This is a genomic window from Mesorhizobium waitakense (assembly GCF_056431085.1).
The window spans coordinates 67,639-80,288 of sequence record NZ_JBWKME010000192.1; the positions used below are offsets into that span (position 1 = coordinate 67,639).

Here is a 12,650-nt window from a genome sequence, read left to right on the forward strand (position 1 = left end):
TAGGTTGTTTCGGAGGGGGGCATATGGCTGAGCCGTTTTTGTCGGAAATCAGAATCATGTCGTTCGTGTTCGCGCCAAAGGGGTGGGCACTCTGCAACGGCCAGCTTCTGCCCATCAATCAGAACCAGGCGCTGTTTTCGCTGCTCGGCACCACTTTTGGCGGCGATGGGAGGGTGAATTTCGCGCTTCCTGACTATCGAGGACGCACGCCAATTCATGTCGGCGGCTCTCACACGCTTGGCGAGGGTGGCGGCGAGCAGTCACACACGCTGTCGATCGCCGAAATACCCACGCATGTCCACGCCGCCAATGCATCGACCGTCACCGGCGCAACCAATCTCCCGGCCAATGACATGCTTGGCAACAGCACACCGAACACACTCTATGGTCCGGTGCAAAACCTTGGTGCCATGATTGCCGGCACGATCAGCAATGTCGGCGGAAGCCAGGCGCATCTCAACATGCAGCCTTTTCTGACACTGAGCTTCTGTATCGCCCTTCAGGGCATCTTTCCGTCGCCGAATTGAGGGAGCGCAACCATGGGACAACCCTACGTTGGCGAGATTCGCATGTTTGCAGGTAATTTCGCGCCGGCCGGCTGGATGTTCTGCAGCGGACAACTTCTGCCGATCTCGGAGTACGAGACGCTGTTCCAACTGATCGGCACGAGCTATGGCGGCGACGGTCAGAGCACCTTCGCGCTGCCGGACCTGCAAGGCCGCCTTCCGATCCATCAGGGCAACGGCTTCGCCATGGCCGAGACCGGAGGCGCGGAGGAGATCACGCTGACAACACAGCAGATCCCGGCACACGCTCACCTTTTGCTCGCGTCCAATGACGTCGCCAACCAGCCCAATCCGGCCCAAAGCGTCATCGCCAGGTCTGGCCAGGTCAACGCGTTCATCAACGGCAGTCCATCGGTGGCAATGGCGCCCCAGTTTCTCGGTCCGGTCGGTGGCAGCCAGCCACATACCAATTTCCAGCCGTATCTGTGCGTCGACTTCATCATCTCGCTGTTCGGAATCTTTCCGTCGCCGACTTAAAGAGGACCGTCATGGCCAATCCGTTCGTTGCCGAAATCCGCATCTTTCCATTCAATTTCGCGCCCACGGGATGGGCCTGGTGCGATGGCCAACTGCTGCCGCTGTCGCAGAACACTGCGCTGTTCTCGCTGCTCGGCACCACCTATGGCGGCAACGGCAAGTCCAATTTCGCGCTGCCGGACCTCCAGGGCCGGGCGCCGATGCATCCAGGCCAAGGCCCTGGTCTTTCGCTGCATGATCTCGGCGAGACGGGTGGCTCGGACACCGTGACGCTGCTGCAGTCCGAGATTCCTAGTCACACCCACCAGGTCGATGCCGCACCGTCGATCGTTGCTGGAGACAGCAACATCGCCCCCGGCAACGCGTTCGCCAAGTCGAGCCAGGGAAATGTGTATATCGCGCCAGGCAGTCTGGTGCCGCTGTCGGACCAGACGATAACGCCTGCCGGCGGCGACCAGCCGCACAACAATTTGCAACCCTATCTCGCCTGCTATTTCTGCATCGCGCTGCAGGGTGTGTTCCCGCCGCGCCCCTGATTTTTCGATGAACCAGTTTCGCGGGACGGCTTCGGCCGGTTGGGTGCGGGCGGCCGGCGCCGGACTGACGTTTCGTCCAGTGACGGATGCCGATCTGCCGTTCCTGGCACGGGTCTATGCCTCGACCCGTGCCGAGGAACTGGCCGTAACGTCCTGGACCGAGGCGCAGAAGACCGCCTTCCTCGACATGCAGTTTCGGGCGCAGCACACACATTACATCAAGCATTATTCGCAAGCCGACTGGCTGGTGGTGATGTCTGGCGCGGACGACATCGGCCGCCTCTATCTCGAGCGTTGGCAGAACCAGTATTGCATCATCGATATTTCCTTCCTGCCGCTGCATCGCGGCAAGGGGTTCGGCGCGGCACTGCTCAGCGACCTGATCGACGAGGCAAGTGCCGCCGGCAACGCGGTGTCGATCCATGTCGAGAAGAACAATCCGGCCAGGCGGCTCTATACGCGGCTGGGATTCGTCGTCACCGAGGACAAGGGCGTCTACGACCTGATGGAGTGTCCGCCGTAAGGCGAGTTGAGATTCAGGTGATGCCGGCCTGCGAATGGCGGCTTCCTCCGCTTCCGATGTTCACGTACTTTTACGATCTGATGGAGTGTTCAGCGCGCTAGCCAAAGCGCGTCGCGTGAAACCTCGTGCGAACGCGTTGAACAAGGGATCGTTGGTCCGCGCCGCCCCTCATTGTCCTGCCGGCATCTTCTCCCCGCATCGTGACGGGGAGAAAGAGGCTGGCCGCAACGCTGTCGCTCTTTTCTGCAACGCTGGCGGTTGGCGAAACCGTCGATGACAGCGCCCCTCTCTCCGTCACTATACGGGGTGAGGATGCCGGCAGGCAGGTGAGGGGCAGCGCCTACGCCTGAAGCGTGTCCTGAGTTCGGTTCAACGCGACGTGCATTAGAGCGGCCATGACGCCCGCGCCGATCGTCACGCCCCGCGGTACCACGACACGATGGTGAAACGCTCGTTGCGCGTGACGGGGGTGACTTCGTGCGTCGTTTCCGAACGAAACGCGACGAGAGAGCCTGGCAATGTCGGCATGGCGACGCGCAGGTGCGGACCGCTGTAAGGGACCATGCAGGACCAGCGAGCCGCCGGCATAGTTTGCCGGCGAAGGATCGTCCGATTGCCGGTTGAGAAAGATCACCGCCGAGATTCTTCTGAATCGCGAGTCGTCGTGGATCAGCGGCGTGTTTCCGTCCTGGTGCGGCACGAAGAAATCGCCTTCCCGATAGTGAAGAAACTGGGGTTTTTCAGCATTGCCAAGAGCGAGACCGAAATGCCGTTCTAGAGCCGCCTTCTGCTGCGCTAACAGGGCATTCACCAGCCCTTCGGTGGCCGGCGAGACCTCGACGCGCGTGGTCCGGCGGACTTCCGGCCATGCCGGCTTCTGGTCGTCACGCCCCATCAGGCCGGCCGGCCGACCGCCGGCCGCCCGCATTTCCGCGCACAGCGCGCTGCATGCGGCTTCCTCAAGCACGCCCGCGATCTCGAAATGGTCGATCATCTGTCCAGCTGTCGCCCCTCTCGGAGTACCCTGATGGTCGCCCTGACCGGCCGGACCGCCGAAAATCAAAAAATCAGTTGAAGACAGCCTCATAGACATAGCCGGCCGAGTCGACCGAAACCGGGACGATGAAGATGTCGTCGGTGATGGCATCGCTGGTGAGGTGGTAGATGGCCTGCGGCAGCCCTATGTCGCGCGGCCCCTTGAACAAAAGCGTAAAACCGCCGCCGGGACGCGGGCTGGCAGCGATCTGGCGGACCGCGGTCAGCTCGAGGGAAACCATCCTGCCGCCAATCTCGGCAGTGAAAACCGACCCGACCGCCTGTTCGAAATCCGATGCCGACGCCATGCAATTCGCCTCACTCTGCCTACTGCCGGCGGCACTGTCGCCGCTTCGCCGCAAGCTGTCCAGAGGGTCCCGGCCGGCACCGGCGTCGCGCCAAGTCAATTCGTCGGCACAAACCCCAAAATACAGCACCGCCTGTCCTTTTATGCGCGCAAGAGACGCTGTAGTACTTTGTTCCTGCGCGGGATTGTTTCCAAACCAAGGTCAGCGCAACAAGAACAGATCCCGGCTTTCGGGTCTGATGGTCGCGGCCTGATCGGCCTGCGGGAGAAAGGACCGACGATGGCAGATACGAAGACGGAAGTGGCAAGCGATACGATGCCGTTGTTCTACTCGACGCCGGAGGCGCTCAACCCGGTGCGGCATGGCTCGCTCGGCCTGACGGCGCGCAGCGACTTCGGCTTTGCCCGCTCTGCGCACGCCATTCCGGTGGTGGCGTCGGAAATGCCGGCAGCGATGCGCTCCTACCCGATCGTCTTCATCGGTTCGGCCAAGGCGCCGGTCATCATCACCGGCGTGCGCAAGGACGAGAATCTGTTCGTCGATGCCGACGGCAAGTGGACCGGGCCGCACTACATCCCGGCCTATGTCCGCCGCTATCCCTTCATCCTGGCCGAGGACCCGAAGTCGCCCGGCCGGCTGACGCTGTGCGTCGACCGGGCAAGCGACCGCGTCGTCGACCAGTTGCTGGCGCCATTCCGCGACGAAAAGATCCTGCCGTTCTTCACAAGCACTGGGGGCACAGGGGGCACCGAGCCGACCGAGGCGACTAGGCAGGCGCTCGCCTTCTGCAACCAGTTCCAGCTCGATTTCAACGCCACCCGCGTGATGATCGAAAGGATCGACGCGCACGGCCTGTTCGCGCCGCGCCAGAGCAAGGTGACACTCGAAGGCGGCGAGGTGCTCAACCTCACCGACTTCCAGGTGATCGATGAGCCGGCTTTCAACAAGCTGAGCGACGAGGCGTTTCTCGACCTGCGCAAATCAGGCGCGCTTGGCCTGCTCTACTGCCACCTCGCTTCGACCAACAGCTGGACGTCGCTGGCCCACCAGGCGTCGCTGCGCAAGGCGGGGCTGCCGGCGGGCTGATTTTTCGCTGGCCCTCATGTGGTGAAGGACTTGAGGAGGCAGCTGAGGAAGCCGATCAAGCAGACACTCAACCGCAAAACGTCAAGAACCCGGCAAGATTTTGCCGGCGTGACGGCAAAGCCGTTGATGCCGATGTGACTTGCAGTCGGTCACTGAGTATTTGTTTGGCAGTGACCAGCTTTAGGATACAGTGATAGTTCCATCGTCAGGGCCACTTGCAATCGTTTCACCTGAAGATTTTTTCTTGATCTGAACATAATACTCTCCAGGCGAAGCGCCATATTCTGCTTTAACCTGAAAGTTGATTTCTGTTGCATTCTCGACTGTTATATCGTCATTGCATAGATATTCTGTGCTCTCTAAAGTAGCAGAGTAAATAAATTTAATTGCCAAGTCTTCTGCCTCTTTAAACCAACCTGGGGCCACCGTCACACCGACCGTAACCGGATCTTTGCCTCTTACGGCATTCCCTTCAGGTGTAGCGACATGCACTATCTCTACGTTTGCCATGGTCCATCTCCTTCGGCATTTCTCAATTAACGATCAGAAACGCTATCTCCTCGTTTTCAGGCAAATCCGGACGGAAAACCGCTCTCACTTTTCCCGGAATTGCCCTAGTCCAAATCGCCGCGCCCGCCGCGGTTCATGGCGCCACCGGACCGTCCCATCGCACCGCCAGACCTGCCCATCGCGCCGCCAGACCTGCCCATCGCGCCGCCTGATCGCCCCATCGCACCGCCGGATCTGCCCATTGCTCCACCCGATCGACCAAACGAACGCGGGTCCAGCTCTGCACTTAACAGGACATCTTCCAGTGTTCCGGTGTCCAGTTCCAGCCGCATTGTCAGGTCACTCTTGTCGTACACCCAGACCAGCATTCCGCGCGCAAACGAGCCTATCTGCGATGACAATCCGGTATAGGCAGGGTCGCTTGGACCGCGGCTCATGACCTTGAGATCGGTGTTTCCCGGGGCTGGATAATCAACCGCGGTGCCAGGCCCATGGACAAGAAGTATGGTCGGTCGGGCCAGCTCGTAGAACTGTGCCTCGAAGGTGAACGCATAGATCCTTGCCAGCAGGCTACCGGAGGCGTCGATCTGGTTCTGCAGGAATCTGTTGTTGCCAGGCCTTGGTGGCCGTCCCCCATCGATCCTCTTCTTGAGCTTCAAATCTTCAAGAACTCTACCGAACAAATGTATGGCCGAGGTATTTAGAATGGTTTCAGGTATCATGGATCACCCCATCTTCTGCATGTCGATCAAAACTCAGCGCCACTTCTGGACATCCAATATTTCTCGAAATAGCTCATGTCCGGCAGACGCGCCTGGTCCAGCGGAAGAGCGATTCGGCCCTCGTGAAAATGGCTCTTTCGGCTTGGTTTCGTCAGGCGAGGCCCGGCGCGGTAGCGAAAAATCCCTCGCCGGTCGAAATCTCGGAAGATGATCCTCGATAGTTCTCCCCCGGTCACACTGTCGTCGACTGCGAGCATCGCTCTCGCCACGTCACCGTAGTCCAGGAAATCCGGGGCGAGAGCCCACAGCGTCTCGGCAAGAAGGGTACCCACGATATCCCGCGCGTCGAGCAGCGCTTCGACGAAACCTTCTGGATTGCGAGCGAAATCGCGGTCGAAGACTTCCTGGACCGGCAGCTCCGCTGCTGGGTCGATCTCGGCGAGGTCGGCAAGATCTTCGGCCTCCGGCGAGATCAGTCCTCGCGCCACCAAGCTCTCGTGAAAGACATCGACCAGAATGTCGAAGACGGCGCCCGTGAGAGGTTGCGACAGTGCATGCTCGTCGGTCCAGCCGTCGGCAAAGTCGGCCATCGTCAGTTTGTTGTTGGCCTCGCGTATCTGGCGGTGCGGCGAGAATTCCGAGAAGCGAGAGAGTTGGTTGGCGATGTAGAGATTCCCGCGTGTCTCCGTCAGAACATTTTCGATCACGGAGGGAAAATGCATGGCCGCAATCAACGAAACGCAGTCGGAAAAGGCCTCCTGAAAGCCCAGATATTCGGGGAACTCAGCTCCCGGGTCAGGTATGCCGAGGACGCTGTAGACGAATGCATGGCCAACCTCGTGCGCGATGATATCGAAGTCGAGGCTGAAGGGGAGCGTGCGCCCGTCTTTCGTGAATTGGCTGCCGAGCTCGAGGAAGCCATAGCCGTATTGGGCGTTATCCCAACCCGGCAGGATGGAGATCTCCAGACGGTCGTAGTGATCGCGGAAATGCCAGATGAGCGGCTGGCCGATGTAACGCTCCCAAACGTCGAGCGTGAAGCGAACGCAACCGAACGCGTGCGCTGCTTCGAAGCCGGGCGTCGACGGCTGATAGTGATCGAAATTGCCTTCCTCGTCGGGAACGGCCGGATCGAGGATCGCTCGCGTCCAGGGCGGCAGGGAGATGAAGGGCGTGCCCAACGGGCCGTGGTTGACGCCATAGGGCCGCGTCTTGCCGACCGGCTCGACGACATACATACGATCGTCGGATGGGCCAGGTCCGACGCTGCCTGGCGGGGAAGAAACCGTAATGATCTCAGGGCTTGACGTAGGGTCTTCGAACGGAGGCTGAACGAACAGCCTGAACCGGGTACCCATTCCCCACCTCTCGGTTATATTAGTAACATAACATAATATCTGTGGGATGGCGAGGGCGTTGGTTTGTCGGGTAAATCTTCCCGAAGGCCGGTTCATGATTATCGGCAACAAAATTGCCTCGAGAACAACGCGTATCGCTACTGCAGGAGCTGGAGCAACTTCTGGTAGCGAGGATGACTGCGAACAGAGGCGAAATCGGAATCGTTCTTGAACCAGAGTCTCATCTCGGCGCCAGCCTGCGGCAACCACGCTTCCAAAAGGTCGATCGAGCGTTCGAACTCCCCCAGCAACGCATAGGTACAAGCGGCGTTGTATTGGGTGTTCATATCGCTAGGGTCGATCGCCAGAGACCGGTCAAGCCACTTCGCTGCCCTATCGCGTTCACCAAGGAAGGCCAGCATGATCGCCCCCAGGCAGGCACAATTGGCGTTTTCCGGATGCAGACGGAGTTCCTCTTCAGCTCTCTCCAATGCGATCCGCGCATAAAGCTCGGCGTCGTTCTGTTGGCCGAGAGTGCGGAAGACGTTCACCAGCATGACCGGTGCGCCGTAGTCGGTCGGTTTGATCTCCATCGCGCGCATGAAGTACGTCGCGGCGAGCTCGAACTGGCCGCCAGTTACGCAGAACTCGGCATAGTAACGGTTGGCCTCGTGGCAATTGGGGTCGAGCGCGAGAGCCTGTTCGAACGCCGCCGCGGCCTCGGAACGGTGGCCGGCGAGGGACAGGGCAAAGCCCCTGGCTGAATGCGCCTCGGCCAAATTCGGGTCCAGAGCCAGGGCCTTATCGGCGGTCGCGAAAATGTCGTCCACTTGGATCGGTGAGCCGTACATCGACTGAAGGCGTACGTCGCTGACCGCCAAGCCTGCATATGCGCGGGCATATCCCGGATCGAGCTCAATGGCCCTGATATAACTTTGTCTGGCCATCAGGTGGTTCGCTCTGGTGGCGATGTGGCTGTAATCGCGGCCTCGAAGATAATGCGTATAGGCTTCCACATTGTCCGTCGGCGACTGCTCAATAGCCCTCTTCTCCTCGGGCAGGAGCCTGACCCGGAGCTGCGCCACGACCGCCTTGGCGATTTCGTCCTGCACAGCGAAAATGTCGGTGAGGTCGCGGTCGTAGCGGGCAGCCCAGACGTGTCCGTCTGTGGCGCCCTCGATCAGCTCGGCATTGATCCTGACCCGGTTTCCCGCCTTGCGGACGCTGCCCTCGACAATATAGCCAACGCCAAGCTCCCTGGCGATGCGTTCCATCTTGTCGGTCTTGCCCTTGAAGGCGAAGACCGTATTGCGGCTGAGTACGAACAGGCCGGAAACGTTCGAGAGGTCGGTTATGATATCTTCAGTGATGCCGTCGCTGAAATACTGCTGGTCGGGATCATTGCTCAGATTGGCGAAGGGTAGGATCGCTACCGACGGCTTGTCCGACCGCACCAGCGTCTGGACGCTCATGGCCGCAATATGCGTCTCGACATTGACGCCTTGGTCCCAGTTGGCGAAATAGACATGCACCGGCTGAGCAATGTTCTTGACGGTCCTGGCACCCTGGTCGGCGAAGTCGACGCCCAGCTTGTTGCCGACCTCATGGCGCACCGCTTCCGAGCAGGCGATGCCGCCGGGTATCGCGAGGCCCTGCAGCCGCACCGCAAGATTGACGCCGTCGCCATGGAAATCATCACCGTCGACGATGATGTCGCCAAGGTTGATGCCCATACGAAACTTGAAATGCCGGTCTTCGGGGATGCCGGCATTCCGCGCGGACATGCCGCGTTGGATTTCGACCGCGCAGCGCGCCGCATTGATTACGCTGCCGAACTCCACCAGGAAGCCGTCACCCATCACCTTAAAGATGCGCCCACCGTACTTGGTGACGGTCGGATCGAAGAACTCCCGTCGATGCTGCCGGAGGAGATTGAGCGTGTGCTCTTCGTCGACCTCCATGAGACGGCTATAGCCGACCACATCTGCGGCCAGGATCGCCGCCAGCCGACGCTCAACATGCTCCTCAGACATGTCGTCTCCTGAAATCGCAGACAATCGTTCTGCCTGATTTAGTTCTATCTGATTTACCTCCCCAGCGCCAACGTCGTTCACGGGAGTAGGAACGAACGGAAGTGACCCGGAACATCTATGGCGATCCCGAATTCGTCGAAGGCTACAGCCGGCTGGGCCGTTCGGGCGGAGGCCTGCCGGGGCGATGGATTGGGACGCTTCGGGGCCGCCCATGCGCTCGGCCTGCTCCACTGCCATCTCGCCTCTACCAACAGCTGGACGTCGCTGGTCCATCAGGCATCGCTGCGGAAGGCGGGGCTGCTTGCGGGCTGATTTCAGCCGCCATATTGCCTGATCGGCGCCCTGCTTGCGCGAGGCCTCATATCACGGCAATAATTTGGCTGCCGGAGGAGGCGACGCAGCCGACGATGGGGGTAAGCGTCATGGCGAATCTGATGCCGCTGCTTGTGGCGGGGGCGACGCTCCTGATCGTTGGCAGCCTGATCTATCGCGGCATTGCCGGGGTGTTCTCCCGTTCGGCTTCAAAAAGCATGCCACAGGACAGTTCCGCCTTGCCGGTTGGCAAGGCTCGCCAGCGCCCGCCTGCATCGTCTGAAGCGGCCCACACCGCTTCCCCCCGGCCCAACCCTGCAGCGGAAAAGTTGATCGCCGACTTGCAGCAGCAAGCCAAGGACAGCGACGACCAGCGCAAGGCGAAGTTCAAAGCGCATGTCGAGCGCAAGATCCCGCCGATTTCCGCCGATGGCCGCGAAGCGATCGAACGGGGGCAAGCCGCGCGCATTGCGATCAGGCACGTCTTTCCGCCGCGTCTTCCGCAACGCAGCATGAGCTATTTTGGCGGGCTGCCGATCGTCCCCGATGAATTCGACTGGCCGACGGTTCACAATCGGCAGGGATTGCTCGAGCGCCTCAATTTCATGGTGCAAATCGACTGTTCGGATCTGCCACCGGGACCCGGCCGCGATCTGCTGCCCGACAAGGGCTACCTCTATTTCTTCGCGCCGATGTCCGACACGTTTGGGCCGGACGCGCTGCACTTCGTGACCCGGTATGAACCGCGCCGGGTGACGCAGAAGTGGCAGCCGCTCGACATGCCCTTCACCGCCAAGATTCTGGGATCGGATCCGACGGACGAAATCCTGCGGGGCAAGCGAACCCACTATGATCGGGTCGAGGTCGAATTTGCCTGGATCGAGGAGCCGACCGACGCCGAAGTCGCGGCGCGTGCGGACGAAGGTCATGCCTTCGAGGTCGCGGACAAGATTCGCGCCGAAAGGGTTGAGGCCTTCTACGGTTCGCCTGTTACCCCCGATCCGCTGCTTTCCGCTCGTCAGGCGCCGAAGGACACGCTTTGGACGCCATATCCGGGTTTTCCGGCCAATTGGCATACTGCGCGGATCGTTCGAAAGCTCGTGGAAGCATATCACCGCGAAGAGACGGCCGACGTCACGGCACAGCTGAGGGCGCTTGGTGATGTTGTCGAAGACGATCCGGAGGCCAAGCGACTACGGCTGGTGCAGCGCGAACTGTCGGCATTCGGTTCGAAGATGTTCAACGCTTTCTTTCCGACGGTCAATGCCGGACTGAAGGAATATGACGCGCCTCCAGCCGAGGTGAAGCAGCAGATCCTTGCCTTCCTGGAAGACTTGCGCGCCAACGGCATGCCGTCATCTTCTCCGGCGCGGCGGCCGCATCATCGCCAACTTCCACAGGTGATGAACCATTGGCTTTCAATCGCGGCGATCCGGGGCGCCGAGGGTGGACTGACAGATCCGGACGGTGCGGCGTTGATAGGCCGGGAAGTCGTAGCCGCCCTGTCTCACCGCCACTCACCCCGTGGCCATCAGATGCTTGGCAAGGGTGAAGTCATCCAGGTCGCAGCCGACGAGATGAAGGACCGCTGCCTGCTGTTGCTCCAGATCCGGATATGGCGGTCGATTGGACCGTTGGCGAGATGGGGCCGCTTCAATATTGGATCACGCCCGAGGACCTTGCGGCCAAGCGGTTCGAGAACGCACTTCTGACAGTCGAAGCCTACTGACCGGTGTTTGGTCAGTGGCGCTCTGGCCACTTTGCCACACGCTCGCGATGTTCAGGTACCCGAAGGTGGGTCGCCGACCCCGGCTTCGGCACGACGCGTCATTTCCAGAGTGTCGGCATCGGCGGCAAGTGGTATCTCCCGCTATGGCCACGGTGCATCTGAATTCATAGAAAAGATGTTGTAATTCTATTCAACTATTCCCGGCTTGCCGTCCCAATTATCTAATTTTGCAAAGATGAAAATTTGGCGTCTGCAATTAAGAAACCCGCAAGGCGGTGCCGATACTGATTGCGCTCCGGGTGCCAATAGGGGGCGGGTGATGGTCGAAGACAATATCTGGGGGGCTTCGCTGGAAGTTTATATCCGTAACTGGAAATGGGTTGTCGGATACATCTGCATGGCTGGCGGGTTGGCTTTGCTGGACAAATTCATGCACCTCAACACCGGAGCTTCAATCTTCATCGGCGTAATGACGTCGACCTTCCTGGCTATTCCCGCGCACATCGCCGTTTTGACGCAGCTTGACCCCGACCAGGTATCCAATTGGCTGAGGGAAAGGCCCAAAGTATTCTTCAGTTTCGTGAGACGTTGCCTGTTGCTCGGCTTCCTCGGCGCGATAGCTCCCCTTGCGGTTGGGATTGCTATGGTCGTCGGCGGCGTTCATGCGGCCGTCGCCTTGTTGGCCGCCCTTCTTGTCTGGGCCTTTTCCGGCATCGCTGCGTTCGCAAAATGGGGTACGATGTTGCCTGCGGTCATTGCCGATGATGATCAAACACTTACAGTTGCCGGCCAACGCGGTTCCAAGGTCTTCGGCTATGCGTTTCCGCGTCTGCTCATCTCGTTCGGCCTGATCACTGTTTTGTTCATAGCTATATTGATGCTGCTGTTCTTTCTGCTGGGCATCGATCCAAAAAATCTAGGTTCCCTGTCAATGGCTCTGCCTGTCGTCGGGGCCATTGTTTCCGCCTATCAAATCGTGATGACGTCCGTCGTGTTGTCGCGCTCCTATCTCAGAGTGCGACCGTCAGCGCCGTTGGCACGCCGGATGGCATTTGTGTTCGGCAGATAAGTTCCTTGCCTTCCTCGCGTGCCTGCACGCCAGAAGCGCGCCGCAAATCTTCCGCGCCGCGCAAGGCCGATCGGCCCTGTTTTGACCCGCCGCGTCGCCGGCCGCTTCATGCGCCTTCGGCGCCGGCCCGGCATTTACCCGCTCGTCCCCAGTGCCAGGCAGCAAAAAAGGTCCGGTTACCCCGCCCCTTTGTTCTTTTCAGACATAAAAGGAAATTTGGAGGCGATTGAAGCGATTCGAACGCTCGAGCCCAACCCTCGCAACACCAATTTCTGCCAAGGCCGCCCTATCCTAATCTCCGCTATGATGCGATAAACCGTTGAGTTTGCTATAAATCGACCGATCTTGGCTTCACCCTGATATCCGACTGGCACCCCGTTTGCTATTCCGACTGCTTCCATTGCGCT

The 12,650-nt window shown here is 59.9% G+C and carries 13 protein-coding genes and 1 pseudogene; 8 read left to right on the top strand and 6 right to left on the bottom strand.

The features are described from left to right. The first annotated feature begins 23 nt into the window (after positions 1-23). Genes AC07FD_RS34830 through AC07FD_RS34845 form a run of 4 tightly spaced genes read left to right on the top strand, consistent with a single transcriptional unit; the run spans position 24 to position 2,102 of the window. Positions 24-527 (top strand): phage tail protein, encoded by a 504-nt coding sequence (locus AC07FD_RS34830; RefSeq protein WP_478353502.1) that lies wholly within the window; start codon positions 24-26, stop codon positions 525-527. Between the two features lie 12 nt (positions 528-539). Beyond that, complete coding sequence (locus AC07FD_RS34835) at positions 540-1,043, top strand: phage tail protein (protein WP_478353503.1); 504 nt, start codon at positions 540-542, stop codon at positions 1,041-1,043. 11 nt (positions 1,044-1,054) lie between these two features. After that, positions 1,055-1,579, top strand: coding sequence for a phage tail protein (locus tag AC07FD_RS34840; RefSeq protein ID WP_478353504.1), 525 nt, complete (start codon positions 1,055-1,057; stop codon positions 1,577-1,579). Positions 1,580-1,586: 7 nt separating this feature from the next. After that, positions 1,587-2,102: an N-acetyltransferase family protein gene (locus AC07FD_RS34845; RefSeq protein WP_478353505.1), complete on the top strand. Its 516-nt coding sequence runs from the start codon at positions 1,587-1,589 to the stop codon at positions 2,100-2,102. A gap of 340 nt (positions 2,103-2,442) precedes the next feature. On the opposite strand, the gene AC07FD_RS34850 is transcribed toward AC07FD_RS34845, so the two are convergent. Then, positions 2,443-3,096 carry a 2OG-Fe(II) oxygenase family protein gene (locus tag AC07FD_RS34850; protein ID WP_478353506.1) on the bottom strand — a complete coding sequence of 218 codons (654 nt, stop codon included), beginning with the start codon at positions 3,094-3,096 and terminating at the stop codon, positions 2,443-2,445. Positions 3,097-3,169: 73 nt separating this feature from the next. Further along, on the bottom strand, positions 3,170-3,445 hold the full coding sequence (locus AC07FD_RS34855) for a DUF6916 family protein (protein ID WP_478353507.1): 276 nt from the start codon (positions 3,443-3,445) through the stop codon (positions 3,170-3,172). Positions 3,446-3,724: 279 nt separating this feature from the next. Here AC07FD_RS34855 and AC07FD_RS34860 point away from each other — a divergent pair, with 279 nt between their 5' ends. Beyond that, on the top strand, positions 3,725-4,531 hold the full coding sequence (locus AC07FD_RS34860; RefSeq protein WP_478353508.1) for a SapC family protein: 807 nt from the start codon (positions 3,725-3,727) through the stop codon (positions 4,529-4,531). 180 nt (positions 4,532-4,711) lie between these two features. Here AC07FD_RS34860 and AC07FD_RS34865 read toward each other — a convergent pair whose 3' ends face one another. The 4 genes from AC07FD_RS34865 to AC07FD_RS34880 form a co-directional block, all read right to left on the bottom strand. Next, positions 4,712-5,041, bottom strand: a complete 330-nt coding sequence (locus AC07FD_RS34865; protein ID WP_478353509.1) for a hypothetical protein — start codon at positions 5,039-5,041, stop codon at positions 4,712-4,714. 104 nt (positions 5,042-5,145) lie between these two features. Then, positions 5,146-5,763, bottom strand: a complete 618-nt coding sequence (locus tag AC07FD_RS34870) for a hypothetical protein (protein ID WP_478353510.1) — start codon at positions 5,761-5,763, stop codon at positions 5,146-5,148. A gap of 26 nt (positions 5,764-5,789) precedes the next feature. Further along, on the bottom strand, positions 5,790-7,121 hold the full coding sequence (locus AC07FD_RS34875) for a gluzincin family metallopeptidase (RefSeq protein ID WP_478353511.1): 1,332 nt from the start codon (positions 7,119-7,121) through the stop codon (positions 5,790-5,792). 137 nt (positions 7,122-7,258) lie between these two features. Continuing rightward, positions 7,259-9,133: an adenylate/guanylate cyclase domain-containing protein gene (locus tag AC07FD_RS34880; RefSeq protein ID WP_478353664.1), complete on the bottom strand. Its 1,875-nt coding sequence runs from the start codon at positions 9,131-9,133 to the stop codon at positions 7,259-7,261. A gap of 824 nt (positions 9,134-9,957) precedes the next feature. Between AC07FD_RS34880 and AC07FD_RS34885 the strand changes: the two are divergent. The 3 genes and pseudogenes from AC07FD_RS34885 to AC07FD_RS34895 form a co-directional block, all read left to right on the top strand. Then, positions 9,958-10,176, top strand: a pseudogene (locus AC07FD_RS34885) (DUF1963 domain-containing protein); the annotation flags it as partial. Between the two features lie 911 nt (positions 10,177-11,087). Beyond that, complete coding sequence (locus AC07FD_RS34890; RefSeq protein WP_478353665.1) at positions 11,088-11,174, top strand: hypothetical protein; 87 nt, start codon at positions 11,088-11,090, stop codon at positions 11,172-11,174. Positions 11,175-11,493: 319 nt separating this feature from the next. After that, a complete protein-coding gene (locus tag AC07FD_RS34895) occupies positions 11,494-12,243 on the top strand; it encodes a hypothetical protein (protein ID WP_478353512.1) in 750 nt (249 codons plus the stop codon). Positions 12,244-12,650 lie beyond the last annotated feature (407 nt).

Bases quoted from the DNA above. Each gene is read 5' to 3' on its own strand.
- AC07FD_RS34880 (WP_478353664.1), bottom strand. From the start codon at position 9,133: ATGTCTGAGGAGCATGTTGAGCGTCGGCTGGCGGCGATCCTGGCCGCA.
- AC07FD_RS34865 (WP_478353509.1), bottom strand. From the start codon at position 5,041: ATGGCAAACGTAGAGATAGTGCATGTCGCTACACCTGAAGGGAATGCC.
- AC07FD_RS34895 (WP_478353512.1), top strand. From the start codon at position 11,494: ATGGTCGAAGACAATATCTGGGGGGCTTCGCTGGAAGTTTATATCCGT.
- AC07FD_RS34860 (WP_478353508.1), top strand. From the start codon at position 3,725: ATGGCAGATACGAAGACGGAAGTGGCAAGCGATACGATGCCGTTGTTC.
- AC07FD_RS34845 (WP_478353505.1), top strand. From the start codon at position 1,587: ATGAACCAGTTTCGCGGGACGGCTTCGGCCGGTTGGGTGCGGGCGGCC.
- AC07FD_RS34850 (WP_478353506.1), bottom strand. From the start codon at position 3,096: ATGATCGACCATTTCGAGATCGCGGGCGTGCTTGAGGAAGCCGCATGC.
- AC07FD_RS34830 (WP_478353502.1), top strand. From the start codon at position 24: ATGGCTGAGCCGTTTTTGTCGGAAATCAGAATCATGTCGTTCGTGTTC.
- AC07FD_RS34840 (WP_478353504.1), top strand. From the start codon at position 1,055: ATGGCCAATCCGTTCGTTGCCGAAATCCGCATCTTTCCATTCAATTTC.
- AC07FD_RS34890 (WP_478353665.1), top strand. From the start codon at position 11,088: ATGGGGCCGCTTCAATATTGGATCACGCCCGAGGACCTTGCGGCCAAG.
- AC07FD_RS34870 (WP_478353510.1), bottom strand. From the start codon at position 5,763: ATGATACCTGAAACCATTCTAAATACCTCGGCCATACATTTGTTCGGT.
- AC07FD_RS34875 (WP_478353511.1), bottom strand. From the start codon at position 7,121: ATGGGTACCCGGTTCAGGCTGTTCGTTCAGCCTCCGTTCGAAGACCCT.
- AC07FD_RS34855 (WP_478353507.1), bottom strand. From the start codon at position 3,445: ATGGCGTCGGCATCGGATTTCGAACAGGCGGTCGGGTCGGTTTTCACT.
- AC07FD_RS34835 (WP_478353503.1), top strand. From the start codon at position 540: ATGGGACAACCCTACGTTGGCGAGATTCGCATGTTTGCAGGTAATTTC.